The sequence below is a fragment of the Bacillus sp. FSL K6-2944 genome, from assembly GCF_038005385.1.
GTDB lineage: Bacteria > Bacillota > Bacilli > Bacillales > Bacillaceae_G > Bacillus_A > Bacillus_A cereus.
Genome location: NZ_JBBOTE010000001.1, coordinates 723,220 through 748,300 on the forward strand (window position 1 = coordinate 723,220; position 25,081 = coordinate 748,300).

Here is a 25,081-nt window from a genome sequence, read left to right on the forward strand (position 1 = left end):
TGAGCCATAGTGAATGTAAAGTTGGAGGGCGAGCGTATATGTTTGATGAAGATGGGATTGTTTTAATTATGGAACCAACTGATGAAAGAAACTTGAGGAGATTTATTTTTTCAGTGCCAAAGTCAGTGTATGAAAAGAAGGGGCTTACATTACACTATGGAACAGCTATAGGACAAGGATATATGGATATAATTGAAGATATTATAAGCGTACATATAGAAATAGATGTTGTAACGATAATAGGGCATGTAAGAGGATAAATAGCTATTTGAAAAAGGTTATAAACAATTTAGCTAGAAGTTATGTATAGAGAAAATTACAGACAATGATAAAGACGAAGGGGGTCTAAAATGAAAATAAAATCAATTTTATTAGTATTTATAGTTTCAATTGGTTTAATGGGATGTTCAATAGTGGAAGAAGGAAAGAACTCCATAGATTATGCTCAAAAGGCGACAGACTATGTAAATGAAATAAGTGCATTTGCAAATGATGCACCAGCATTAGCAGAAAAGGCCGTTAATGATAGCGAGGCTCGAAAAGAATTAGAAACGAAGCTTAGTGAAATTAAACAAGATATACCCGCATTCAATGAATTAACGCCACCTGATGTAGCAAAGGATATTCATCAACAAATCGTCGGATATAACGAAAAGTTAAATACGTTAATTGATACGGCGATGACAAAGATAGAAGAAGGAAAAGTGGATGTAGAGCAATTTAAAAACTCTGAGCTTATGCAGACGGTAGATCAAGTTCGAGATTTGAAAGATAAAGTGCAAAATTTAGGTCAATAGTAAAAAGCTCCGTTTGTGATAAACGGAGCTTTTTACTATTGGATACAATAAACGATTACACCAACGATAATAATCATGTTGCCGATGAGTTTACGTTTCGTTATTTTTTCTCCTAGGAAATACCAACCAAAAATTAATATGATGATATAACTTAAGGATTCTAATGCTGATGCTTGTTTTAATGCCATGCCCTTCATGGCGATAACATTTAATCCGGCGTTAATTACAAATAAAGAGTAGCCGATAATAACATAAGGATTCACATATTCTTTTATTCTAGAATCGTATTGTTGCAAAGTAGCTTTTTTTAATAATATTTGTGAGTAATTAGCTAAAATTATCCCGAAAATAAATAATAACATATAACTATTCATCTTTTGTCACCACCACAATTCCGACGATAATAATAGCTGCACCAAGTAAATGATTCCACTGAATCGTATCTCCAAATAGAAATACTGACCAAAGCATTGACCACAGTATAATAATCCCGCGATGTGAATATGCTTTTGAAATTTCGAAATGTTTAATTACTTGTTGCCATAAAATTGCATATCCGAATAAAAGTATAACTAATCCGAAATAAGCAACAAAAAATGAGATGGAAGCAATGGGGAATTTAGCTGCCCATTTCATGTAAACCATAATGATAGAATATATCAAAAAAGCTACATGTAAAAATACGTAATTTTTAATAGTTGGTTTCATTTATTCACTCTCTTTTGCATATAAATATATATTTATACCTAATTTTTCTAGTGTTAGATATTGGAACATATTTTGTTTAATCTTTCACATTTCAAATTATATAGTATCATGGCTTTTATTGTAAAACAATAGAAGCTATGCATTCATTTTTTCCAAGGTTCTACAATATGTATCGTTTTATTTGTTGCATCCAACTCTACTTGAACACCGATAGGCATGGTAATCATTGGATGTGTATGACAACAATCGAAGTCAGCTAGAAAAGGAATTCTTTGATTTTGAAGTACTTCTAGTAGTATTTCAAAAGGTTTTCGATTTGTACCACAATCATCAAATTGCTCATGTTTTCCAAGAATGATACCTGAAATTTTATCGAATACACCGTTAATTTTAAGTAATGAAAAGCTTCTTTCAATAGTAGCTGCATCTTTTGAACTGTCCTCAATGAAGAGAATGTCGCCTTCTTGAATATGTGGCATATAGGGGCTACCCCAAATTCCTTGTATCGTGTTTAAATTTCCGCCAATAATACGCCCAGTAGCTTTTCCATCAATTACTGAAATCCAATCGTTTGGTCGAAGTTCTTTCTCCTTTGTCTTTTCTTCCCAATTAATAAATTCATCTGACCAAAATAATGGTTGTTTTATATGATAAGGAAGAGAATGATCATGTAGTAAAGTTTCAGCGAAATATTTGTATGTGCAATCAACAAAAGGTTCAAATTCGCCAAAGGAAGGGACGAGAGCTGGTCCATAAAATGTAGGGATTCCTGTTTTGGTGTAAATTGCTAGTAATAAAGCAGTTGCATCTGAATACCCAATCATTATTTTAGGATTCTTTAGAAAAGCATCATAATCAATATAAGGTAATATTGAATTTGAATTCATCCCACCAATTGTTGACATAATACAAGAAATATTAGGATTTCTTATTAAGACATTTAGCTCCTCAGCACGCTCTTGTATACTACCAGAACGATAAAAATCATATCGACCTGTTAATGAACCTTCTAATATATGAAACCCTTTCTGTTGTAAGTAAGATTTTGCTCGTTCAAATCTCTTTGGTGAAGTGTAGGTTACTGGTGAAGAAGGGGAGTAAATCCCAACTGTGTCTCCGTATTTTAATGATTTTGGAAGTAGCATTTGTATGAATCCCTTCTATTAAATAGTTTATCTCGCTATTTGACGGGTAGCCTGATTGGTGGGGCTGATTAAAGTTTCGCTTTATTTACGAGATTTTATTATTAAATATTCTTACGTTTCAATATTGTAAGTTTAACATAAATAAATTAAAATAATCATTGCTGTACTATGAATAAATATACCTTTTACCTTGACTGTATAAAGGAATTGTTGATAAGGTTAAATGTGAGTGTATAAAAGGTTTGCTAAAGGAGTTTTGAAATGAATCGGTTAAAATGGGGAAGGATGACAGTCCTATTAGTCATTATTTTAGGGATATGTTGGTTCTTATTCCAAGGAAATCAAAAGAGCATAGCGAATGTAGAGGGACGACCTTTGCAAGTGGCAGAACTACCTAAAGCAGGATTTACTGAAAAAGTAGTCCCGCCAAAGTACATCCCACCAGAAATTAACGCAAAAGCAGCTATGATTATCGATGCGAGTGATGGAGATATTATTTATCAATATAATGAAAATGAAGCTTTTGCACCGGCTAGTATGTCTAAGATGATGACAGCGTATCTCTTACTAGAGAGTATACATAACGGGAAAGTTCGCTGGGAAGATCCAGTAAAAATGAGTGCGAAGGCGGCACAAACAGAGGGAGCGAGAATCCCAGTACAAGTTAATGATACATTAACTGTTAAAGATTTATATCATGCATTAATGATTGAGTCAGCTAATAATTCAGGTGTGGCTTTAGCAGAACATATGGCAAAATCGGAGAAAGATTTCGTTCAGCTTATGGATGCAAAAGCGAAACAGTTAAAAATGTCGGAACATGCTAAATTTGCAAATGCTTCTGGATTACAAGAGCCAGATGGAAGTGAAACAAAAATGACGGCTGCTGATGTAGCGCAATTGGCATATCATCTTATAAAAGATTATCCGGAAATATTAGAAGTGACTCACTTACGCCAAAGTCAGCTAGCATTTAATAATATTAATGTTATAAGCACAAACGACATGTTAAATAAAAATAATAAAAGTTTATATATAGAAGGAATGGACGGACTAAAGACTGGATTTACAGATAGTGCAGGATACTGTTTTACTGGGACTGCAAAGCAAGGCGATAATCGAATTATTACAGTGGTCATGGGGACATCAAGTAAAACAAAACGTTTTACAGAGACAAATAAGTTAATGTCGTATGCATTTGGATTAGTTAATTAAGTAAGTAAAATACGAATCTAGATCGCTACATAAGTAAGACTGTTTGTTGTTACTAATTTTAGATAACAACAAACAGTCTTTTTATTTTTATTTTAAAAAGGAAAAAGCTTCTAAATACAAGTGTTATCATTTGAGTTTATTTGTTGCTGTGATATTATAAAGTTATAAGCTTATTAATAATAAGTTTAAGGGGCGTAATATGATATATACATATGAAATAGCCTCAATTGAAAATTGGAGGGAATTATGATGGCAAAAGATTTTTACTCAGCAATTGAAGACAGAAGATCTATTTATGCAATTAGTAAAGAGCAAGTAGTTTCTGATGAGAAAATTCAAGAAGTGATTTATCATGCTGTAAAACATACACCTTCAGCTTTTAATTCTCAAAGTGCTCGCGTTGTTGTTTTATTAGGAGAACAACATGATAAATTATGGGATATTACGAAAGAAACGTTACGAAAAATTGTACCTGAAAATAACTTTGCACCTACTGAAGAAAAAATGAATGCATTTAAAAGTGGTTATGGAACGGTTTTATATTTTGAAGACAGTGAAGTAGTGGAAAGCCTTCAAGCAAACTTTGCATTATATAAAGATAATTTCCCAACTTGGTCTCAGCAATCATCAGGAATGTTACAATTTGCAATTTGGACAGCTTTAGAAATTGAAGGGTTTGGTGCTACGTTACAGCATTACAATCCACTAATTGATGAAAAAGTGAGAAAAGAGTGGGATGTTCCAGCAAATTGGAAACTCACTGCGCAAATGCCATTTGGTAAACCTGTAGTACATGCTGGTGAAAAAGAATTCCAACCGTTAGAAAACCGTGTGAAAATTTATAAATAAAATAATTTGATAAAAGGTGAACAGGAATATAACCTGTTCACCTTTTTTTATACGTAATAAGGGTTTTTTTGTCCGGCATTTTTCATCTGATTTTTTAATTCATTTTTACGTGTTTCAATAGCTGATACTTTTTGTAATGTTATCATTGAAACGAATTGAATAAAAGCATAGTATAGCTCTATGTTTTTTTGTATTGGATCATCTATTATATTTCTCACAAATATGCCTCCTCTTTTTATTCCAATAAAACTCCGCATTAATGGGCAGCCCGAGTGGTGAGGGTTAATAATTAGCGGAGGATGTATAAAAATTTTATAAGGGAATGAAACTTTAATCAATTCGCTAAAATTCTTGTTTATTAAGATATGTATATAATACTATAAATATCCTATAAATTCCATTATAAGAAAAAGAGAACAGTTGATATAGTGTGTGTTTTCTTTAAAGGAGAAATGGCTTTTGTGAAATAAATCTTACAATTCGTCAAATTATTTCAAAATTGTAGATAGTATAGAAATTTAGTTTTCTAAAAATATTATACTATTGATAAATAGAGTGATTTTTGTCATGATGAAAGTATACTTCATGTAAGGAGCTTTATAAGGAAATACATACTTGAGTTTGTATTAGGTTAATAGAATTTTTTATAATAGATAGAAAAGGGATATTTTATATTAAAATATTAAATAGAATGTCGAATTTTCATGCGATATATAAGAAATTTGAAAAAACCATTGCAAAAACACTGTGTTTAATGATAAAGTTCACATGAAGTTCACACGGATTTCACTTTGTTCATTTAAAATGAACTCTGTGTGAAAAATAAAACTCTTGCTAAAAAATGGAACTGGATGAATATTTTACTTTGATAATATTGTAAAGTATTAAAGTTTTAGTTTTTTTTAAGAGGATAGTAGGGAAAGGAAGTAAAGACAACTTATGAAAAAAGTAATTGCAGGTTTAGCAGCAGCTTCTGTAGCTGGCGTTGCAGTTCCAGGAATGGATTCTGCTCATGCACAAGTTTCAAATGAAGCGCTAAAAGAAATTAATGGACAAACTCAAACTCAAACTCAAACGACTGTAACTGAAACAAAAACTGTAGAAACAACTTCTGAATTAAAATACACAGTAACTGCTGATGTATTAAATGTTCGTTCAGGTGCTGGTACAGGACATAACGTTATTTCTAAAGTAAAATCAGGCCAAGTGCTACAAGTAGTTGGACAAGAAAATGGTTGGTTCAAAGTAAACGTAAATGGTCAAACAGGTTATGTAAGTGGTGACTTCGTAACGACTGGTGGCAAAACAGGAACGACTGTTCAACAAGGAACAGGTACTTACACAGTAAACGTTTCTTCACTTAACGTACGTACAGGCCCAAGTACATCTCATACAGTATTAGGTTCTGTAAACAAAGGTAAAACAGTACAAGTTGTAGGTGAAGTACAAGATTGGTTTAAAATCAACTTCAATGGTGGAACTGGATACGTAAGCAAAGACTTCGTAACAAAAGGTGGTTCTGCTGTATCTAACGAAACACAACAACCAACTACAAACAACAATACTACAACAGTTCAAACTGGTGGTTCTTATGTTGTTAACACTGGTGCTTTAAAAGTACGTACAGGCCCAGCTACATACAACGCTGTAATCGGTGGAGTAACAAATGGTAAAGTATTAAACGTTACTGGTGCTGAAAATGGTTGGTACAAAATTAACCATAACGGCCGCACAGGTTACGTAAGTGCAGACTTCGTTAAGTTTGTAAAAGGCGGAGTAAACAACCTTACAAATAACAATAATGTTACAAATAACGTTCAACAACCAGGTAAAGACGTACAAAAACCAACAACAGGTGGAGATACATCTTCAATCGCTGGATTCGCTAGATCTTTAAATGGTTCACCATACAGAACTGCTGGTACAACACCTGCTGGTTTTGACTGCAGTGGATTCATTCACTACGTATTAAATCAAACTGGTCATAAAGGCGCTCGTCAAACAGTTGCTGGATACTGGAGCTCTAAAACAAAAACTAGCAATCCACAACCAGGTGATTTAGTATACTTCCAAAATACTTATAAATCAGGTCCTTCTCACATGGGTGTTTACTTAGGAAACGGTCAGTTCATTAGTGCAGAAACAGATGCAACTGGTGTACGTATTAGTTCTGTAAGTAACTCTTACTGGAGTAAGCACCTATTAGGTTACACAAAAGCATACTAAGAAAAAGTAGTTTTATATACTTTTCGTATAGAGAAAAGGCTTTCCAAGGAAACTTGGGAAGCCTTTTTATAGTTGAATAAATTGGAAGTTTAATAGTTTTTATTTTAACTTTCCATTTAAAAATCGATCATATAAGTCATGGAAATAGTTAGGACGAAATAAGTTCGCTGCATGTCCCGCTAACGGTATTTCCTTATATAGAACGTTAGGTAAAATAGATTTCAAATCAAATAGACAAGATTTATAGAGATAATCATGCTCTCCCATTACCCATAGTATAGGGTGAGGAAGTGATTTTAATTTAGATTTTAAATCGAATTCTAACCTATGTCGTAATGACTGGGCAATTATGGATGAATGTAATTGTAATCCGAAACGGTAGTAAATATTTCTTGAAATGACTGCGAACGGATTTGCTTTTAGTATACCGCTTGGAAAAATAGTATTTGCGTATTGAGAAAGCCATTTAGAGTATTCATCTCCTCGCTTCTCCCAAAAATTTTGAAATACATTATATAAACGAGAAGGGTTATTGTAATGTCCTCCAATATGACAAATACTTAATACTTTTTCTGGATGCATTTGTGCAAAAATTGTAGAGATGTAACAGCCGTAACTTAGCGCACAAATATGTGCTTTTTTAATACCTTCTTGTTCATATAAGTTTAATAATTGATCTACGAGGCGCTGTAATGAAAAGTCGATTGCTTCTCCTTTATCATCACCGTGACCTAATAAGTCATAAGTTATAATGTTGTAGGAGGCAGAAAAACGTTTTTGCTCCTTTTTGAAGGCGCGACGATTGCCAACTAATCCATGAATAAAAATAATTGTTTCCTTTTCAGAATGTATATTTGTTTGCAAAAAGGATACTCCTTTCACTAACTGGAGATTTATATCGTGTTGTAAATTATTTATCTATAATTTACATAGAATAATATTAAGTACCAGGTAATAATATCAGATATTTATATCTGTTGTAAAGATGAGTTTTTATGTATATTTTGTAAAAATAGAAAAAGTGTGTTTACATTCAGTTTACATTTGTATCGTATTCTAATTTTAGAAAGAACAGTTTGGTTTAACACGAGGAGATGAACAGGAATGGAAGTTAGAAATGAAATGAAGAAAAAAGGGAGTTGGAGGCAGTTTTTACGCCTTATTCAAGATACAAATCCTCCGAAAGGAATTTTAGTTTTTGCGTTATTAATGAGTTTGCTTTCTACGGGAGCGAGTTTATTTATTCCTATGCTTACAAAAGGATTAGTAGATAATTTTTCGCTTTCTTCAATTAGTGCAGGACAAATTGTTGGATTAGTTGCTTTCTTTGTAATGCAAACTATTGCGGCAGGGTTGTCTATATATTTACTAAATTATATTGGGCAGAAGATTGTAGCGGGACTAAGAGAACGTTTGTGGAAAAAGGTACTTATCTTGCCGGTATCTTATTACGATCAAAATAGAACAGGTGATACAATTAGCCGTATGACGAATGATACAGGTGTAGTGAAAACGTTAATTTCTGAGCATTTGTCAAACTTATTAACAGGCGGTATTTCAATTGTTGGATCGTTAATTGTATTATTTGTTTTAGATTGGAAAATGACTGCGTTACTTTTAACGGTTATTCCATTGTCTGTATTAATTTTAGTTCCACTTGGACGAAAAATGTATAAGATTTCAAAAGCGCTTCAAGATGAAACGGCATCTTTTACAAGTGTGTTAACGCAAGTGTTATCAGAAATTCGTTTAGTGAAATCTTCAAATACAGAAAAAAGAGAATATGAAACGGGCAATACAGGTATACAAAAGTTATTGCAATTTGGTTTGAAAGAAGGGAAAGTGCAAGCATTAATTTCGCCAGTTATGTCGTTTGTTTTAATGGCACTACTTGTTATTATCGTAGGATATGGCGGGATGCGAGTTTCTAGCGGTGCATTAACAACCGGTGAACTTGTAGCGTTTATTTTGTATTTAGTTCAAATTGTAATGCCGATGAGTCAATTATCTATGTTCTTTACACAATTCCAAAAGGCAATTGGTGCAACGGAAAGAATTAGTACGATTTTAGAATATGAAGTAGAAGATCATGAAACTGGTGTGAAAGTGACAAATGCTAAGCAACCGATTGTTCTTGAAAATGTACATTTTGAGTATAACGAAGAAGAGAAAGTTTTGAAAAATATTGATTTCACAATTGAATCTGGAAAAGTGACAGCGATTGTAGGACCAAGTGGTAGTGGGAAAACAACGTTATTCTCATTACTGGAACGTTTTTATGAGCCAACTAGTGGTGCCATTAAATTAGGAAAAGAATCAATTACGAGTTATTCATTAGAGTCATGGCGACGTCAAATCGGTTACGTATCACAAGATAGTCCGTTAATTGATGGAACGATTCGTGATAATATTTGTTACGGCGTTGAGGGCGAAGTAACAGATGAAGAAATTGAAAAAGTAGCAGCAATGGCATATGTTGATGCATTTATTCATGACTTACCAAACGGTTATGCAACAGAAGTTGGAGAACGCGGTGTGAAGCTTTCTGGGGGACAAAGACAGCGAATTGCCATTGCTCGAGCGTTACTTCGAAATCCGCAAATTCTTATGTTAGATGAGGCAACTTCAAGCTTAGATAGCAAATCTGAGTCTGTCGTTCAAAAAGCGTTAAATAACTTAATGAAAGGCCGAACAACATTAGTGATTGCACATAGACTTTCTACTGTTGTAGATGCAGATAAAATTATCTTTATTGAAAAAGGCAACCTTACAGGAAGTGGTACACATGATGAATTATTACAGACGCATGACATGTATCGTGAGTTTGCAACGCAGCAATTGAAAATTAAAGAGGGTGCATTATAAAATGAATCATCAGTGGGATTTTACTCCACTGATGATTCGTTTTTAAAAAATATATTAGATGCTAAGTAGAAAGGAAATGGTTCCTTTGATACCTAAAATTTTAATAGTAGACGACGATCCACACATTAGAGAACTCGTTTCTGTATTTTTAGAACGAGAAGGTTTTCAAACATATGAGGCAATTGATGGAGTAGATGCACTTCAGAAAATGGATGACGTAAAAGTCGATATGGTTATTCTTGATATCATGATGCCAAATATGGATGGATTTGATGTATGTTTTGAATTAAGAAAATACTATGATATCCCGGTTCTGATGCTAACTGCCAAAGGAGAAACATCACAAAAAGTAAAAGGATTTCACCTTGGGACAGATGATTATCTTGTAAAGCCATTTGACCCTATAGAACTAGTAGTGAGAGTAAAAGCATTATTGAAACGTTACCAAATTACAGTTTCACAATCGATTCAAGTTGGAAATGTATTATTAAATCGTAAAACATTCGAAGTTACATGTGGAGAACAAACGGTTACGTTACCGTTAAAAGAATTTGAGCTGCTCTTTACTTTAGGGTCTAAATCGGGAAGAACTTGTTCGAGAGAGCAATTAATTGAAGAAATATGGGGATATGATTTTGAAGGGAATGAACGTACACTAGACGTTCATATTAATCGATTACGTGAGAAGTTTCAAGAAGAGCAGTCGAAATTTAGTATTAAAACAATAAGAGGATTAGGGTATCGCTTAGAGGTAAGTAAATGAGAAAAAGAAAACGAAAACGAATGAGTAAGTTGAAGATGCTGAAAGTATTTGGAGCGGTATTAGCGCTCTTTTCTTTTCTTACTGTCATTTGGTCTATCGCATTTTATGTAGCAACTAGTATATTGAATGCTTTTGACGTAAACGTATCGCCATTTGTTGCCTTTCTAATTAGTGATATGGTCGGTTTTGTATTTATTATTCTTATTTGGACATTAATTGGAATATTAATGAGGCCAAAACGAGAGGCAATGATTTGGACTATTATTGAACCGATACAAAAAATTGCAAAAGGAGACTTCTCCGTAAAAATACGAAATGAAGAAAAGTATGATGGAGAAATTGGTGTGCTCGTAAAAAGTATAAATGATATGACAGATGAACTGAATACGATGGAGAAAATGAGACAAGAATTTGTATCGAATGTTTCTCATGAAATACAGTCACCATTAACTTCTATAAAAGGATTTGCTAGAGCACTACAAGACGATAATCTTTCTGAGGAAAAAAGAAAACATTATCTTACCATTATTGAAACTGAAACAACGAGATTATCTAAACTAAGTCAAAACTTATTGAAGCTAACTCTTTTAGAATCAGAAGAGTATATACCAGAAAGAGTGAGTTATCGATTAGATCAGCAGTTAAAGCAAATTGTGTTAAATAGTGAACCACTCTGGGCTGAAAAAGAAATCGAGTTAGAACTAGATTTAGAAAAAGTACATGTTATTGCTGACCAAGAAAGTATGAGTCAAGTGTGGATTAATTTAATTCATAATAGTATTAAATTTACTCCAAGCGGTGGCACGATTACTATTCAGTTAAAGGAACATGAAACAGTAGTGGAAGTGCGCATCCGTGATTCGGGAATCGGTATATCAGAAGAACAGAAACAACATATTTTTGAGCGTTTTTATAAAGCGGATTCTGCACGAAATCGTGCCTATGGAGGAAGTGGCTTAGGTTTAGCTATTGTAAAGAAAGTACTCGACCTTCATCAAGGAGAGATAAAAGTGGAGAGTGAGGAAGGAAAAGGTACTGAATTTATTGTGCGTATGCCGAATCATGAAGAGAAATAGTGTTAGAAGGAGAACCTTCTAACACTATTTCTCTTTAAAAATGCATTTACCGTTACTGCAATTATATTGAAAAGCTTTTCCTTCGCTTTTCATACTCATACACTCCCCTATGCTGAATTTGTTTTTATTTTACATGAATAATGGTAAAAAAATGAAACTTATAAATAAAAACTTTCTATAGTTACCTACAAGTAACCTACGCACATGAAAGTGCATCATTGCCTTTTTACATAAACATAGATACAATTTTAATATAATACATAACTGAGATGATTAAGGAGTGTTATACTTGGCAGAATTATTACAAGGTAAAAATGCTTTAATTACAGGAGCAGGTAGAGGGATTGGTCGCGCTGTAGCAATCGCATTAGCGAAAGAAGGCGTAAATGTAGGCTTATTAGCTCGTTCAGAAGAAAACTTAAAAGCTGTAGCGAAAGAAGTAGAAGCAGAAGGTGTAAAAGCCGTTATTGCAACTGCTGATGTTTCTTCATACGAAGAAGTAACAACTGCGATTGAAACGTTAAAAAATGGTTTAGGATCTATCGATATTTTAATTAATAACGCTGGTATTTCTAAATTCGGTAAGTTTTTAGAACTAGACGTTGCTGATTGGGAAAAAATCATTCAAGTAAACTTAATGGGTGTATACTATGCAACTCGTGCAGCTTTACCGAGCATGATTGAACAACAATCTGGTGATATTATTAACATTTCATCTACAGCAGGACAAAAAGGCGCACCTGTAACAAGTGCATATAGTGCTTCTAAATTTGGTGTCCTTGGCTTAACAGAATCGTTAGCGATGGAAGTTCGCAAACATAACATTCGTGTAACAGCTTTAACTCCAAGTACAGTAGCAACTGATATGGCTGTAGATTTAGGATTAACTGATGGAAACCCTGATAAAGTAATGCAAGCAGAAGATATTGCAGAATTTATCGTAGCGCAGCTGAAATTAAATAAACGTACATTTATTAAATCTGCTGGGCTTTGGTCTACTAATCCATAGGAATTAAATTTAACTTTAAAAGAAGGGATATCTATTCTATAAGGGGTAGATGTCCCTTCTTTATTTTTTGTATTCAAGACAGAATTTTCGGTATAATTAAAAGTGAATGGTAGAAAGCATTGGTAAATTGAAAGGAATGGCAGTTGTAAAAGAGTGATGTAAGGAGGGAAAAGGAATGAAAAAGAAGTTTCAAAAATTATAACGTGTATCGTGTATAACGAGATTAGCTCGTGGACCTCCAATATACATAACACTATATTGTATATTAAAAAATTGGAGGCTATAAGTAGATGAGAACTGAAAAAGAAATGTTAGATTTAATTATAAATACAGCAATAGAGGATGAAAGAATTCGAGCTGTCATCATGAATGGATCGCGTGTAAATCCAAATGTGAAAAGAGATTGTTTTCAAGACTATGATATTATGTATGTTGTAAATGATATACAATCTTTTACGTCTAATCATAATTGGGTTCATAGATTTGGAGAAATAATGATAGTACAAATGCCAGAAGAAATGTCGTTAGTTCAACCAGATGAAGATGGGAAGTTTCCGTATTTAATGCAGTTCATGGATGGGAATCGGATTGATTTAACGCTAGTTCCAGTTGAGTTAATAAAAAAGTTCGTTGGACAAGATAGTTTAAGTAAATTACTTCTCGATAAAGATAATTGTCTGGAAGGATTCCCGCCAGCAAGCGATAAAGATTACTTAATAAAAAAGCCTACAGAAAAAGAGTTTTTGGATTGTTGTAATGAATTTTGGTGGTGTAGTACGAATGTGGCAAAAGGGCTATGGAGAGAAGAGCTTTCTTATGCAAAAGGAATGCTTGAGGGACCAGTGCGAGATATGTTCATCGTAATGCTAGAATGGTATATTGGTATGAAAACAGATTTTACAGTTAATGCAGGGAAGTTTGGAAAGCATTTCGAGCAATATATTGAAAAAGATATGTGGGTGCAATTTAAAAGAACATTTTCTAATGCAGAATATGAAAACATATGGGAGTCATTCTTTGTCATGGGTGATTTATTTAGGGAAGTGGCGAACGAAATCGCTAACAAATATGAATATCAATATCCGCAAGATGATGATGATAAAGTGACGAACTATTTAAAACATGTGAAAGCTTTGCCAAAAGATAGTACATCGATTTATTAATAATAGTAAGCAGTAAGACTGTCCTAATTAAGGACAGTCTTATTTTTGTTTATGAATAACAATTTCTCTAACAAAGTGCAGATGAATCACATATGAAAATTTAGGGAGGTTTTTTATCATGTATTATTTTTATTCGCCACAAATGTTTACTCCATATCAATGGGGACTAGAACGAGATGTTTCGTATGCTTATATGCCATATAACTCATTTTATTATGGAGAATATATAAGCGCATTGCCATACGCATATATCCCTCAAAGCTATGAAGTACAAATGAAAGCAGATGATCGTGGATCGTGGACACCATTTTCATGGGTTGAAAAATATGCGTACGCATTTTCAGGACCGTATAATAAAGCGGAAGTAGCTCTTACATTTGATGATGGACCAGATTCAGAATTCACGCCAAAAATATTAGATAAGTTAAAACAACATAATGTAAAAGCTACTTTTTTCTTACTTGGTGAAAACGCAGAAAAATTTCCGAACGTAGTAAAGCGTATTGCAAATGAAGGGCATGTAATTGGTAATCATACGTACAGTCATCCGAATTTAGCGAAAGTAAATGACGCTGAGTACCGTAATCAAATTATAAAAACGGAAGAAATATTAAAACGTTTAGCCGGCTATGCGCCTAAATTTATACGTCCACCGTATGGTGAAATACTTGAAAATCAATTGAATTGGGCAACTGAGCAAAATTTTATGATTGTACAGTGGAGTGTTGATACAGTTGATTGGAAAGGTGTAAGTGCCGATACGATTACAAATAATGTGTTAGGGAATTCATTTCCAGGTAGTGTCATACTGCAGCATTCTACTCCAGGTGGGCATTTACAAGGATCTGTAGATGCACTAGACAAAATCATTCCGCAGTTAAAAACGAAAGGGGCACGTTTTGTAACACTTCCAAGTATGTTCCAGACATCAAAAGAAAGAAAGTGAATGTGTTATAAATTAGGAAAATAAGGGTTATGTCGTATAATGAAAGTGTAAGTTAGGGGGATATAATTGATTGATGCACTAGTAAACATAGGAATAAGCATATTGATTGGTATTATTTTTATACTTACGGCAATTATTTTCCAAAAAAATCCACCGACCGATATTAATGCGGCATATGGTTATCGTACGAAACGATCTATGAAAAATAAGGAATTATGGGATGCGGGTAACAGGTATAGTGTAGAAGTGATGAAGCAGAACGGATTCATCATGATGTTAATTGGAAGTGTTATTAGTATACTGTTTAGATATCCACATACAATAATAGCGATTATGGTGGTTATGCTGTTATTAATTATTCGTTTATTTATACAAGTAGAGAATAAATTAAAGATACTTGAACAATAATAAAAATAGGACTCTACGCAATATTATGCTAGGAGTCCTATTTTATTTATAAACTATTATTTTTTAATAATTCTTTTCCTTTCTCTATAACAAATTCATAGTATGCAAGATCATATGGATAAATATCATCAAAAGTTATCGTTATCGGTTTATTGCTCAAAACAGAAGTAGCTGTAAAAGATGAAATTTCACCATTTAATAGTTGTAGAAAAGAAGTTGCATGTACTTTCATCACATCGTCTACTTCTTCACCTAGTGCGAATGGAAGTGGATTGATGACATTGTGAAAATACATATGACAAAATTCACGATCAGTAAGATTTGAAATTTCATAATCTATTTTAAAGATTCCTTTGTATACTAAATCAGTAGTTTGAAAGGAAAGCCCCAATTCTTCTTCGATTTCACGAAGACCACCAATTTGTACATCTTCATCATGCATAATATGTCCAGCTGAAGTAATATCCCATATAAGTGGAGCTTCTTTTTTATTTTTAGAGCGTAATTGGAAATATAAGAATATATCTTTAGCATCTTTTTCTACAAACCAACAATGAAATGTTTCGTGCCAATCACCGTCACGATGCACTTCATCGCGTAATTTCTTCCCAAGTGTATTTCTTTCAGAATCAAATATTGTTAACCACTCTGCCATTTTAATTCCCCTTTCTGCAAATTTTATTATACAATATTCGTATTGAATTTTGGGAAAATAAAGAAAAAGGGGCGATTATAAGTGGAGATAGAGCGTATGGAAATAAAATCGATTATTTCAACAGAGGAAGAGTTACGGAAAATATTGGGGAAACCAAGTGAGCGAGCATTGAAAAAAGTTATTTCATCATTAGACCACCATTGTGTAGATTTCCTTTCTAAATCTCCTTTTCTAGTATTATCTACTGCAAATAAGTTGGGGGAGTGTGACGCCTCGCCGAGAGGAGACGCACCTGGATTTGTATACGTACTCAATAATAATAAAATTATCATTCCAGAAAGGCCAGGAAATCGTCGTATAGACTCCATTTTGAATATTATTTCAAATCCACGTGTAGGACTAATCTTTTTTATTCCAGGTCTTGGGGAGACACTTAGAATAAATGGCCGAGCGTATATTACAAACGATGAAGAAATTTTGAAAGAAATGCAGGCGAATGGACGTAATCCGTTGCTTGGAATTGTTGTTGAAATAGAAGAGTGTTACATTCATTGTGCAAAAGCGTTTATTCGTTCTAAGATGTGGAATCCAGAATCTTGGTTAAATAAAAAAGAGTTACCATCAGCAGCAAAAATGTTGCTGGAGCATGCGAAAGTGAATACTTCAGAAGAAGATGTTGCACGTTCTTTAGAAGAAAGTTATACAAAAAGATTGTATTAAAAATTTTATTAATATAGTTTTGTAGAGCGGGTATGTACGGGTTTTAGAATGGGGAATTTATCCCGCATTAACGGGCAGTAACACTCCTACCTCAAAATTCAGCGAAAACAAAGAAGTTAGGTGGGGATCAACTGCCCGGAAAAGCCCGATTGGTGAAGGCTAATAATCAGTGGGGATAAACAAAATCCCCACTGATTAAAGTTTCACTTTATATATGAACCGTTGATTTATAAACTGGAGAAATAACAAAATAGGTAAATTGAGTGGCGGTTGCATAATGATATTGTGAAATATAATAAAAAAAATTCTTGAAAATAGTTAGTAAAAATAGGCTTGCTTTTTAAAAAGTTGATAACTATAATGAATTAACAAATAGACATGAACGAAAAAGTAACGATAAGGACAAGAAATCATTTTTACGGTTTACAGAGAGGGAAGCCAAGGGTGTGAGCTTCCTAACACGAGAAATGATTTTACCACCTTTGAACTTCAATAGTGAACGAGTAATCTAGTAATTATTGACGGTATCAGCCGTTATCTGAACTTGAGCAATCTAGGGAGAAATACGTCTAGATTGGAACAAGGGTGGAACCACGAAAACACATTCGTCCCTTTCCTAGGGATGAGTGTGTTTTTTTACGGATTTAGAGATTGAAAATTTAAAATAATTTAAAAATAGTATTGATTTTGTTTTTTATGCGAGTATAATGAGTTAACAAATAAACATGAACGAAAAAGTAACGATAAGGACAAGAAATCATTTTTACGGTTTACAGAGAGGGAAGCCAAGGGTGTGAGCTTCCTAACACGAGAAATGATTTTACCACCTTTGAACTTCAATAGTGAACGAGTAATCTAGTAATTATTGACGGTATCAGCCGTTATCTGAACTTGAGCAATCTAGGGAGAAATACGTCTAGATTGGAACAAGGGTGGAACCACGAAAACACATTCGTCCCTTTCCTAGGGATGGGTGTGTTTTTTTTATTACTTTGAAGGGAGGTGCGGTAACATGAAACGATTTATAAGTACGGAAATAACCACCACCTGCATGACAAAAAAGCAGAATAAGGTGATTTATAGGTGTAACAATTAAACTTTTAGGAGGAGATTAGAAGATGAATAACGTTATAAATGTTGGAGTATTAGGTTTAGGTACGGTCGGAAGTGGTGTTGTTCATATTTTGAAAGAACATTATAAAAAAATCGCTCTTGATACAGGATACGAAGTGAAAGTGAAAACAGTCGTTGTACGTGATTTGGAAAAAGAACGCGATGTTTGTATTGACGGGATTGCAGTAACAAGTCATGCAGATGAAGTTCTAAATGATTCGAATATTGATATTGTAGTAGAGGTAATGGGCGGAATTGAAGAAGCGAAGCAGCATATTGTTAAGGCTTTACGAAATAAGAAACATGTCGTGACAGCAAATAAAGATTTAATGGCTGTATACGGTGCAGAGCTTCTTCAACTGGCGAACAATAATGATTGTGATTTATGTTATGAAGCGAGCGTAGCAGGCGGTATTCCAGTGTTAAGAGGACTAACTGACGGGCTAGCATCAGATCAAATTGAAAAAATAATGGGAATTGTAAATGGTACAACAAATTATATGTTAACAAAAATGAGTCAAAATGGATGGTCTTATGAAGAGGCTTTACAGGAAGCGCAAAAATTAGGTTTTGCAGAATCGGATCCGACAGCAGATGTAGATGGACTAGATGCGGCGAGAAAGGTAGCAATTCTTGCAAACTTAGGTTTTTCGATGAATGTTTCATTAGATGATGTGCAAGTAAGAGGGATTCGAAAGGTCGAAAAAGAAGATTTACAAATGGCTGAAAAGTTAGGATTTACTATGAAGTTAATTGGGAAAGCAGAAAAACAAGGATCAGCCATTCATTTAAGTGTAGAACCGACGCTTTTACCGAGCCAGCATCCATTATCAAATGTGAATAATGAATTTAATGCAGTATATGTTCACGGTCAAGCGGTAGGAGAAGTAATGTTTTACGGACCTGGAGCTGGAAAGTTGCCAACTGGTTCTGCTGTAGTAAGTGATATTATTTCCATTGTTAAAAATATGAATCAAGTGCCGAAAAATAAAAGTGCGTTAAAAGAACCAGTTCCTTATGAATTACAAGGTGATGAAGAAGTAGTTTCGAAATATTTCTTGCGTATTTCATTACGAGATGAGCCTGGGATGTTACAAAAAATAACAGAATGTTTCGTTAATTGCTCTGTAAGTTTAAAAGAAGTTATTCAATTACCTTTAAACCGTGAATTGGCAGAAGTTGTTGTTGTGACACATCGAACTTCCAAGTATCAATTCGAACGAGTTTTAGGAGCGATAGAAGCTGTCGCAAGTGAAATAAACAGTTACTACATTATTGAGGAGGAAAAACAATATGTATAAAGGACTATTGAAACAATATGCTTCTTATTTACCGGTGAATGAAAACACACCTGATGTCAGTTTAATGGAAGGAAATACACCTCTTATTCCGTTATTAAATATATCAAAGCAATTAGGGATTCAGCTATATGGTAAGTACGAAGGAGCGAATCCGACAGGTTCTTTTAAAGATCGTGGTATGGTGATGGCAGTTGCTAAGGCGAAAGAAGAAGGTTCAGAAGCAATCATTTGTGCATCAACAGGTAATACATCAGCATCAGCTGCAGCATATGCGGCACGTCTTGGGATGAAATGTATAATCGTAATCCCTGAAGGAAAGATTGCGCATGGAAAATTAGCGCAAGCGGTCGCTTATGGAGCTGAAATTATTTCAATAGAAGGGAATTTCGATGATGCACTTAAGGCTGTAAGAAATATTGCTGCAGAAGAGCCGATTACATTAGTAAATTCAGTGAATCCTTATCGAATTGAAGGACAAAAAACGGCAGCATTTGAAATTTGTGACCAATTGCAAAATGCACCAGATGTTCTAGCTATCCCTGTTGGGAACGCAGGGAATATTACAGCATATTGGAAAGGCTTCTGTGAATATGAGAAAGAAAAAGGTTATAAGAAGCCAAGAATTCATGGCTTTGAAGCAGAAGGAGCAGCGGCAATTGTAAAAGGGCATGTAATTGAAGAGCCTGAAACAATTGCAACAGCAATTCGCATTGGTAACCCAGCAAGTTGGTCGTATGCAGTAGAGGCTGCCGAGCAGTCTTGTGGTGAAATAGATATGGTATCAGATGAAGAAATTTTACATGCGTATAGGTTATTGGCAAAAACTGAAGGAGTTTTCGCTGAACCGGGATCAAATGCTTCATTAGCTGGCGTAATTAAACATGTTAAATCTGGAAAAATCAAAAAGGGAGAAACAGTTGTTGCGGTATTAACTGGAAATGGTTTGAAGGATCCTGATATCGCTATTTCTTCAAATCAACTAGACATCGCAAGTTTGTCAAATGATATAGAACAGATTAAAGATCATATTAAAGGGGTGATTATGTCGTGATACCATTAAGTGTTCGTGTCCCTGCTAGTACGGCAAATGTTGGTCCTGGATTTGATTCAGTTGGAATAGCTTTGTCATTGTATTTAGATGTGGTGGTTAAAGAAAAAGCTGATAAATGGCAAGTAATCCATTCCTTTGAAGAATCAATTCCGACAGACGATAAAAATTTAATCGTTAGCACGGCATGTAAAGTCTGTCCTTCTATATCACCCCATATAATAGAAGTTACTAGTAATATCCCATTAACAAGAGGGCTAGGAAGTAGTGCATCAGCGATTGTAGCTGGGATAGAACTTGCGAATCAACTAGGCAATTTGAACTTAACTGCTGATCAAAAAGTTCAAATTGCTACAAATTTTGAAGGACATCCTGATAATGTTGCTGCTTCTATATTAGGTGGAACTGTAATCGGAGCACTTGATGGAAAGGATATTTCCGTCGTAAGAATTGAGAGCAAGGAGTTAGGGGTAATTTCTCTTATTCCGAATGAAGAATTAAATACAGATGAAAGTCGATCTGTATTACCAAAGATGTTTCCGTTTCATGAGGCAGTTAAAGCTAGTGCGATAAGTAACGTATTAGTAGCTGCATTATGTCAAAAGCGGTGGGAAGTTGTAGGTGAAATGATGGAGAGAGACCATTTTCACGAGCCATATCGTTTAGAACTCGTACCGTTATTACCATCTATTCGTAAATGCGCAAAAGAATTTGGTGCGTACGGTACAGCACTTAGCGGTGCGGGACCATCTATTTTTATATTAACGCCATATGAGAAACGTCAAGAAATCGCTGAGCAATTAGCGAGAGTATTTACAGATATGAAAGTATGTGAGCTTGAAATCGACCATAAAGGTATTATTGTAAATAAGGAAGAGCATATTGGATCGTAAAGAAAGCTGGCATGGCTAGCTTTCTTTACGTTGCAAACCTATTTTAAATTAGGTTTTTTCGGAAAAAAATATAAAACAAATGTTGATTTTGAATAATGTAAGTAAAGAGTGCATTCATTTTGGAGGTGATTAAATGAATAAAGAGTCACCAGAAGAAAAAAGAGAGCGTATGAGACAAAGTGAATTAAAAAGTAATCCTACGGGTTCTTTACATGACGGACTCAATAGAGCGGAAACAGGTAGTCCAGTTGATATAGCAGGCGGTATGAATTGGAAAGGTACAGGGATAATCATTTTAGTACTACTTTTAGGATACATTGTATACACTTATTTTTTCAGTTAAAGAATGCTTGTTAAAATTTTGATTTGTTTAGTTTCATAATTGTTGAGAAAAAATGCAGTTACTGTATTACATATCTTCTAAGCGAATTATAGTTGTTCATATCAACTTTTAATACTCCAAATAGAGCTAGCAAAATGCTAGCTCTATTATTTTTTGCCACATTCCTGTAACAAACCACCTGTATATTCATTGGTGGAGGTGCAGAGGATGAAAAAAATGATAGCGATATGTCTTCTAACAACTATGCCATTTTCGACTTTAGTCGGTTGTGACGTAAAAGGTAGTAATGCTGTACAAGAGTCTAAAATAAAGAAATCGACGTATAAAGATTTTACTTATGATGTAAATCCAGAAACATTCACATTAACTGTAGAACATGAGGGGGTAAAGGAACAGGCATCACAACCCCTACCGAAAATGAAGGTATCGAATGTAAAAAAAGAAAAGGATCGTACATCGTGGGAATATCCAGATCAAAAAGTAAAAATAAAATTAGAAAAGAAAAAAGACCACTTAAACATTGAAGTGGAATCGACTGGTGCAGAAAGCTTTACATGGCCGAAAGTAGAAGCTGAAAATTATACACTTCCGTTATGGGAGGGTAAGCAAATTCCGAGCAATGATGAGAATTGGAAGAAGTTTTTAAAGGATGATGCATATTCATTTGCTGAATCATTTTCTATGAAGTTTTTCGCATTAAATGGTTCGAAATATTCAATTGTATATATTGCAAACAATATGTTTAATAATGAATTGAAGTTTCATTCGGATCCGAAAATAGGATTTGATTTTACACATGAATTTCCGAGCATAAATAAAAATAAAACATATGGATTTCAATTATATGTGACAAATAATGATGCGGTAAGCATTGCTAAACTGTATAAGGATGATATTGTTCGAAAAGGTGAATTTAAAACATTACAAGAAAAGGCTAGAAAAAATAAAGAAATCGAAAAGTTATATGGAGCGGCGCATTTTTATTTTTGGAATCAAAATGGTTTATCAGAAAATAATATAAATTGGCCAAAACTAAGGGAGCAAATAAATAGCCCGCTGTTTAGTCATATAAAAGAACTTATTCAAAAGAATAGTTCAGAGCCTGGGGAACTGAATGTATTAGATCAAGTAAGTAAACAAGATTTCATTGATAAGTATCAAAAAAATGTTATTTTACGTTATATAAACGAAGTATTATCCATGAAGGAATTTTATAAAGAGGATATTTTTCAAAACGTTGATCAGGAAGCTAGTGTGCTATTAAAGAAAGGTGTAGGTCACTTAACGAACACAGAATTGTATAGCTTAAATAAGCATTTATTAAAGTCGCTACTTGGTGATGCGGTTGAAGAGGTAAGTAAATGGGGTAATGCAGATGGAACGGACATACTAAAGGAAATGAAAGAGGTAGGAATAGAAAAAGCGTGGATTGGTCTGCCGAACTGGGAACAAGGATTTATGCAACCTAATTTCGTGACAAAAGCGAAGGAAATGGGGTATTTAGTTGGTCCGTATGATTCATATCATTCCATTCACGAAAAAAGTGATAAAAATTGGAACACAGCATCCTTTAATGACCCATCATTATATGAAGAGGCTACTGTAACGAAGAAAAACGGAGAAAAGGTGCAAGGCTTTTTAGGCAGAGGTCGCAAGTTAAACCCGACTTTATCGCTGCCTAGTGTAAAGGAACGCATGAATGATATATTACAAAATGGTCCTAAATATAATTCATGGTTTATTGATTGTGATGCGACAGGTGAAATTTACGATGACTATTCAGCGAAACATATAACGACACAAGAGCAAGATTTAAAAGCACGTTTAAAACGAATGGACTACATTGCGCAAGAAAAGGGTATGGTCGTTGGTTCTGAAGGTGGAAATGATTTTGCTAGTAGTACGATTGCATTTGCACACGGAATTGAAACACCTGTTATTAAATGGGACGATGAAGATATGCGGAAAAATAAAACAAGTCCGTATTATGTCGGTGGATATTGGTCACCAAATCAAAATGTTCCCGAAAAATATGCAAAACAAGTACCATTGAAAGAAGAATATAAACAAGTGTATTTAAACCCAGTATATTCGGTGCCATTATATAAATTAGTATACAATGATTCCGTTATTACAACGCACCATTGGGAATGGGGAAGTTTAAAGGTAAAAGATGAAGTTGGAAATCGAATGCTGTCTGAATTATTGTATAATGTTCCTCCGTTGTACCATTTAGATGAAGTAGAGTGGAATAAACATAAAAAAGAAATTACAGAGCATCTAAAAGTTTGGAATGAAGTTCATGAAAAAGCAGTAAAAGAAGAGATGACGAATTTTGCGTATTTGTCAGAAGATAAGCTAGTACAATCTGTTTCTTATGGAAAAAATATTAAAATCATTGTGAACTTCTCAAATGAAGACATGGAAGTAGAAAAAACGAAAATAAAAGCAAAGTCGGCTTTTATTGATAATCAGGGGAAGAAAAGCATGTATACGCCGTTTGAGAAATAATAACGTGAAATATACTGTATTCATAGAGGTTTTATCATTAGCTGGACTCTTTATTCATATCGTTTATCTGGAAAAAGATATCCTAATTTAAAATGAAAGAGTTAATGAATTTATAAATTTGCATGTTGCGAAGTGCTAAATTTTTGAAATTGGTAAATAGTGACTTGCCAAAAATAAGTACGAGAGTATAATGTGAAATGGAATACGTATTGGGTTTTAGTAGTAACCTTACAAAATTGTAAGGTTAATGAAAGGAAATTCAATATGAAGATAAATAGACTTACATTATACTTGGTAAAGAGAAAGAGAGGCGAATGGGTATGAGCTCTGAATTAGAACAAAATACGAGAAGTAATAAAAAGCGTTCTAAAAGAAAGTCAATAAAATGGTTCATATTAATTCCATTTTTCCTACTTATTTTTGGAGGAGTAGGATATGGTTCGTTTATATATAATAAAGCAAAAGCTGTTGTAAATGATGCGTATGCGAAAATTGAAAAGTCATCAAAGCGTGATAAAGAAGTTGAACCTTTAAAGGATAATATTTCAATATTAATCATGGGTGTAGATGGAAGTGAAATGAGAAAAAGCCAATATGGCGAAGCAGTTCGAACAGATGCACTTTTATTAGCAACAATTAATAAAGATGATAAGTCTGTTAAGCTAGTAAGTATTCCACGTGATTCACGTGTTTATATTCCAACTAGAAAAAAATTAGATAAAATTACTCATGCTCACGTATTTGGTGGCGTAGAAAGCACACGCGATACGGTGGAAAGATTCTTAAATGTCCCTGTTGATTATTATGTGAAGTTTAACTTTGAATCATTCGTACAAATTGTCGATTCAATTGGTGGTATTGATATTGATGTACCAGTTACTTTCACTGAACAAGATAGTAAAGACCAAGCTGGTATGATCCATTTAGAAAAAGGTTACCAACATTTAAATGGAGAACAAGCACTTGCACTTGCAAGAACGCGTAAAATTGATAGTGACGCAATGCGTGGACAGAGACAGCAACTTGTAATAGAAGCAATTGCTAAAAAAGCGATGTCTGTTCAATCAATTAGCAAAATGGGCTCTTTACTAGATGCGGTTGATAAAAATATGAAAACGAACTTAACATTTGACGATATGCTTGCCATTACAAAAAATATGGCAGGATCTAATTTGGAAATGGAAAAATTGCAAATAGAAGGCACAGATAAACGTATCGGTGGTATTTATTATTACATTCCAAATGAAAAAAATGTAAAAGATATTTCAAAAAAATTAAATGATCATTTAGGTGTAACGCCAAAATCAGTCCGAAATGAATAATAAAA

25 protein-coding genes, 1 pseudogene and 2 other annotated features are annotated in these 25,081 nt (G+C 33.9%); of the genes and pseudogenes, 19 read left to right on the forward strand and 7 right to left on the reverse strand.

Features of this window, described 5'->3' with window-relative positions:
- Window positions 1-38: 38 nt before the first annotated feature.
- Window positions 39-260, forward strand: a complete 222-nt coding sequence (locus MHH55_RS03745; RefSeq protein WP_000459114.1) for a hypothetical protein — start codon at window positions 39-41, stop codon at window positions 258-260.
- Between the two features lie 90 nt (window positions 261-350).
- Window positions 351-797: a DUF6376 family protein gene (locus MHH55_RS03750; protein ID WP_000695202.1), complete on the forward strand. Its 447-nt coding sequence runs from the start codon at window positions 351-353 to the stop codon at window positions 795-797.
- Window positions 798-832: 35 nt separating this feature from the next.
- Here the strand turns inward: MHH55_RS03750 and MHH55_RS03755 are convergent, their stop codons facing one another.
- The 3 genes from MHH55_RS03755 to MHH55_RS03765 all read right to left on the reverse strand — a co-directional run bounded on the left by MHH55_RS03755 (window position 833) and on the right by MHH55_RS03765 (window position 2,650).
- Window positions 833-1,171, reverse strand: a complete 339-nt coding sequence (locus MHH55_RS03755) for an EamA family transporter (RefSeq protein ID WP_001089868.1) — start codon at window positions 1,169-1,171, stop codon at window positions 833-835.
- Entirely contained in the window at window positions 1,164-1,505 is a 342-nt protein-coding gene (locus tag MHH55_RS03760) for an EamA family transporter (protein ID WP_000805125.1), read from the reverse strand. Before MHH55_RS03760 ends, MHH55_RS03755 begins: the two co-directional genes overlap by 8 nt.
- 143 nt (window positions 1,506-1,648) lie before the next feature.
- On the reverse strand, window positions 1,649-2,650 hold the full coding sequence (locus tag MHH55_RS03765; protein ID WP_000926333.1) for a S66 family peptidase: 1,002 nt from the start codon (window positions 2,648-2,650) through the stop codon (window positions 1,649-1,651).
- 261 nt (window positions 2,651-2,911) lie between these two features.
- On the opposite strand from MHH55_RS03765, the gene MHH55_RS03770 reads away from it, so the two are divergent.
- On the forward strand, window positions 2,912-3,865 hold the full coding sequence (locus MHH55_RS03770) for a D-alanyl-D-alanine carboxypeptidase family protein (RefSeq protein WP_340880376.1): 954 nt from the start codon (window positions 2,912-2,914) through the stop codon (window positions 3,863-3,865).
- A 246-nt stretch (window positions 3,866-4,111) separates the two neighbouring features.
- Entirely contained in the window at window positions 4,112-4,714 is a 603-nt protein-coding gene (locus tag MHH55_RS03775) for a nitroreductase family protein (RefSeq protein ID WP_025687201.1), read from the forward strand.
- A 47-nt stretch (window positions 4,715-4,761) separates the two neighbouring features.
- On the opposite strand, the gene MHH55_RS03780 is transcribed toward MHH55_RS03775, so the two are convergent.
- On the reverse strand, window positions 4,762-4,932 hold the full coding sequence (locus MHH55_RS03780; RefSeq protein WP_001244279.1) for a hypothetical protein: 171 nt from the start codon (window positions 4,930-4,932) through the stop codon (window positions 4,762-4,764).
- A gap of 721 nt (window positions 4,933-5,653) precedes the next feature.
- Between MHH55_RS03780 and entFM the strand changes: the two genes are divergently transcribed.
- Complete coding sequence (gene entFM / locus MHH55_RS03785) at window positions 5,654-6,940, forward strand: enterotoxin EntFM (RefSeq protein WP_078188079.1); 1,287 nt, start codon at window positions 5,654-5,656, stop codon at window positions 6,938-6,940.
- Window positions 6,941-7,039: 99 nt separating this feature from the next.
- Here entFM and MHH55_RS03790 read toward each other — a convergent pair whose 3' ends face one another.
- Complete coding sequence (locus MHH55_RS03790; protein WP_078188080.1) at window positions 7,040-7,804, reverse strand: alpha/beta fold hydrolase; 765 nt, start codon at window positions 7,802-7,804, stop codon at window positions 7,040-7,042.
- 240 nt (window positions 7,805-8,044) lie between these two features.
- Between MHH55_RS03790 and MHH55_RS03795 the strand changes: the two genes are divergently transcribed.
- The 3 genes from MHH55_RS03795 (at window position 8,045) to hitS (ending at window position 11,644) form a co-directional block, all read left to right on the forward strand.
- Window positions 8,045-9,805 (forward strand): ABC transporter ATP-binding protein, encoded by a 1,761-nt coding sequence (locus MHH55_RS03795; protein ID WP_025710348.1) that lies wholly within the window; start codon window positions 8,045-8,047, stop codon window positions 9,803-9,805.
- Between the two features lie 85 nt (window positions 9,806-9,890).
- Complete coding sequence (hitR, locus tag MHH55_RS03800; RefSeq protein ID WP_025710347.1) at window positions 9,891-10,568, forward strand: envelope stress response regulator transcription factor HitR; 678 nt, start codon at window positions 9,891-9,893, stop codon at window positions 10,566-10,568.
- On the forward strand, window positions 10,565-11,644 hold the full coding sequence (gene hitS, locus MHH55_RS03805; RefSeq protein WP_139362443.1) for an envelope stress sensor histidine kinase HitS: 1,080 nt from the start codon (window positions 10,565-10,567) through the stop codon (window positions 11,642-11,644). Before hitR ends, hitS begins: the two co-directional genes overlap by 4 nt.
- Before the next feature lie 24 nt (window positions 11,645-11,668).
- Here the strand turns inward: hitS and MHH55_RS36360 are convergent.
- Window positions 11,669-11,737, reverse strand: a pseudogene (locus MHH55_RS36360) (DUF3139 domain-containing protein); the annotation flags it as partial.
- Between the two features lie 196 nt (window positions 11,738-11,933).
- On the opposite strand from MHH55_RS36360, the gene MHH55_RS03810 reads away from it, so the two are divergent.
- The 4 genes from MHH55_RS03810 to MHH55_RS03825 all read left to right on the forward strand — a co-directional run bounded on the left by MHH55_RS03810 (window position 11,934) and on the right by MHH55_RS03825 (window position 15,170).
- Window positions 11,934-12,653, forward strand: coding sequence for a 3-ketoacyl-ACP reductase (locus tag MHH55_RS03810; RefSeq protein WP_000818985.1), 720 nt, complete (start codon window positions 11,934-11,936; stop codon window positions 12,651-12,653).
- Between the two features lie 290 nt (window positions 12,654-12,943).
- A complete protein-coding gene (locus MHH55_RS03815; RefSeq protein ID WP_078186658.1) occupies window positions 12,944-13,816 on the forward strand; it encodes an aminoglycoside 6-adenylyltransferase in 873 nt (290 codons plus the stop codon).
- Between the two features lie 118 nt (window positions 13,817-13,934).
- Window positions 13,935-14,762, forward strand: a complete 828-nt coding sequence (locus tag MHH55_RS03820; RefSeq protein ID WP_078186657.1) for a peptidoglycan-N-acetylglucosamine deacetylase — start codon at window positions 13,935-13,937, stop codon at window positions 14,760-14,762.
- A gap of 66 nt (window positions 14,763-14,828) precedes the next feature.
- On the forward strand, window positions 14,829-15,170 hold the full coding sequence (locus tag MHH55_RS03825) for an SdpI family protein (RefSeq protein WP_025710344.1): 342 nt from the start codon (window positions 14,829-14,831) through the stop codon (window positions 15,168-15,170).
- Window positions 15,171-15,216: 46 nt separating this feature from the next.
- Here MHH55_RS03825 and MHH55_RS03830 read toward each other — a convergent pair whose 3' ends face one another.
- A complete protein-coding gene (locus tag MHH55_RS03830; protein WP_078186656.1) occupies window positions 15,217-15,825 on the reverse strand; it encodes an NUDIX hydrolase in 609 nt (202 codons plus the stop codon).
- A gap of 81 nt (window positions 15,826-15,906) precedes the next feature.
- Between MHH55_RS03830 and MHH55_RS03835 the strand changes: the two genes are divergently transcribed.
- The 7 genes from MHH55_RS03835 to MHH55_RS03865 all read left to right on the forward strand — a co-directional run bounded on the left by MHH55_RS03835 (window position 15,907) and on the right by MHH55_RS03865 (window position 25,076).
- Window positions 15,907-16,545 (forward strand): pyridoxamine 5'-phosphate oxidase family protein, encoded by a 639-nt coding sequence (locus MHH55_RS03835; RefSeq protein WP_078186655.1) that lies wholly within the window; start codon window positions 15,907-15,909, stop codon window positions 16,543-16,545.
- Window positions 16,546-16,929: 384 nt separating this feature from the next.
- Window positions 16,930-17,161: a binding site (T-box leader), on the forward strand.
- A gap of 115 nt (window positions 17,162-17,276) precedes the next feature.
- Window positions 17,277-17,508 (forward strand) — a binding site (T-box leader).
- A gap of 155 nt (window positions 17,509-17,663) precedes the next feature.
- Window positions 17,664-18,959 (forward strand): homoserine dehydrogenase, encoded by a 1,296-nt coding sequence (locus tag MHH55_RS03840; RefSeq protein WP_078186654.1) that lies wholly within the window; start codon window positions 17,664-17,666, stop codon window positions 18,957-18,959.
- Window positions 18,952-20,010 (forward strand): threonine synthase, encoded by a 1,059-nt coding sequence (thrC, locus tag MHH55_RS03845; RefSeq protein ID WP_000276434.1) that lies wholly within the window; start codon window positions 18,952-18,954, stop codon window positions 20,008-20,010. Before MHH55_RS03840 ends, thrC begins: the two co-directional genes overlap by 8 nt.
- A complete protein-coding gene (gene thrB, locus MHH55_RS03850; RefSeq protein WP_000612682.1) occupies window positions 20,007-20,900 on the forward strand; it encodes a homoserine kinase in 894 nt (297 codons plus the stop codon). Before thrC ends, thrB begins: the two co-directional genes overlap by 4 nt.
- Before the next feature lie 133 nt (window positions 20,901-21,033).
- Window positions 21,034-21,243 carry a DUF6366 family protein gene (locus MHH55_RS03855; protein WP_001031479.1) on the forward strand — a complete coding sequence of 70 codons (210 nt, stop codon included), beginning with the start codon at window positions 21,034-21,036 and terminating at the stop codon, window positions 21,241-21,243.
- A gap of 207 nt (window positions 21,244-21,450) precedes the next feature.
- Window positions 21,451-23,754: a glycoside hydrolase gene (locus tag MHH55_RS03860; RefSeq protein ID WP_053564716.1), complete on the forward strand. Its 2,304-nt coding sequence runs from the start codon at window positions 21,451-21,453 to the stop codon at window positions 23,752-23,754.
- 320 nt (window positions 23,755-24,074) lie between these two features.
- Window positions 24,075-25,076, forward strand: a complete 1,002-nt coding sequence (locus MHH55_RS03865; protein ID WP_002182662.1) for an LCP family protein — start codon at window positions 24,075-24,077, stop codon at window positions 25,074-25,076.
- The last annotated feature ends 5 nt before the right edge of the window (window positions 25,077-25,081 follow it).

Excerpts from the sequence above, each read along its gene's own strand:
- MHH55_RS03795 (WP_025710348.1), top strand. The coding sequence starts at position 8,045 with ATGGAAGTTAGAAATGAAATGAAGAAAAAAGGGAGTTGGAGGCAGTTT.
- MHH55_RS03830 (WP_078186656.1), bottom strand. The coding sequence starts at position 15,825 with ATGGCAGAGTGGTTAACAATATTTGATTCTGAAAGAAATACACTTGGG.
- MHH55_RS03855 (WP_001031479.1), top strand. The coding sequence starts at position 21,034 with ATGAATAAAGAGTCACCAGAAGAAAAAAGAGAGCGTATGAGACAAAGT.
- MHH55_RS03745 (WP_000459114.1), top strand. The coding sequence starts at position 39 with ATGTTTGATGAAGATGGGATTGTTTTAATTATGGAACCAACTGATGAA.
- MHH55_RS03760 (WP_000805125.1), bottom strand. The coding sequence starts at position 1,505 with ATGAAACCAACTATTAAAAATTACGTATTTTTACATGTAGCTTTTTTG.
- MHH55_RS03840 (WP_078186654.1), top strand. The coding sequence starts at position 17,664 with ATGAATAACGTTATAAATGTTGGAGTATTAGGTTTAGGTACGGTCGGA.
- MHH55_RS03775 (WP_025687201.1), top strand. The coding sequence starts at position 4,112 with ATGATGGCAAAAGATTTTTACTCAGCAATTGAAGACAGAAGATCTATT.
- MHH55_RS03770 (WP_340880376.1), top strand. The coding sequence starts at position 2,912 with ATGAATCGGTTAAAATGGGGAAGGATGACAGTCCTATTAGTCATTATT.
- MHH55_RS03865 (WP_002182662.1), top strand. The coding sequence starts at position 24,075 with ATGAGCTCTGAATTAGAACAAAATACGAGAAGTAATAAAAAGCGTTCT.
- MHH55_RS03860 (WP_053564716.1), top strand. The coding sequence starts at position 21,451 with ATGAAAAAAATGATAGCGATATGTCTTCTAACAACTATGCCATTTTCG.
- MHH55_RS03765 (WP_000926333.1), bottom strand. The coding sequence starts at position 2,650 with ATGCTACTTCCAAAATCATTAAAATACGGAGACACAGTTGGGATTTAC.
- hitS (WP_139362443.1), top strand. The coding sequence starts at position 10,565 with ATGAGAAAAAGAAAACGAAAACGAATGAGTAAGTTGAAGATGCTGAAA.
- MHH55_RS03820 (WP_078186657.1), top strand. The coding sequence starts at position 13,935 with ATGTATTATTTTTATTCGCCACAAATGTTTACTCCATATCAATGGGGA.
- thrC (WP_000276434.1), top strand. The coding sequence starts at position 18,952 with ATGTATAAAGGACTATTGAAACAATATGCTTCTTATTTACCGGTGAAT.
- entFM (WP_078188079.1), top strand. The coding sequence starts at position 5,654 with ATGAAAAAAGTAATTGCAGGTTTAGCAGCAGCTTCTGTAGCTGGCGTT.
- MHH55_RS03750 (WP_000695202.1), top strand. The coding sequence starts at position 351 with ATGAAAATAAAATCAATTTTATTAGTATTTATAGTTTCAATTGGTTTA.
- MHH55_RS03755 (WP_001089868.1), bottom strand. The coding sequence starts at position 1,171 with ATGAATAGTTATATGTTATTATTTATTTTCGGGATAATTTTAGCTAAT.
- MHH55_RS03815 (WP_078186658.1), top strand. The coding sequence starts at position 12,944 with ATGAGAACTGAAAAAGAAATGTTAGATTTAATTATAAATACAGCAATA.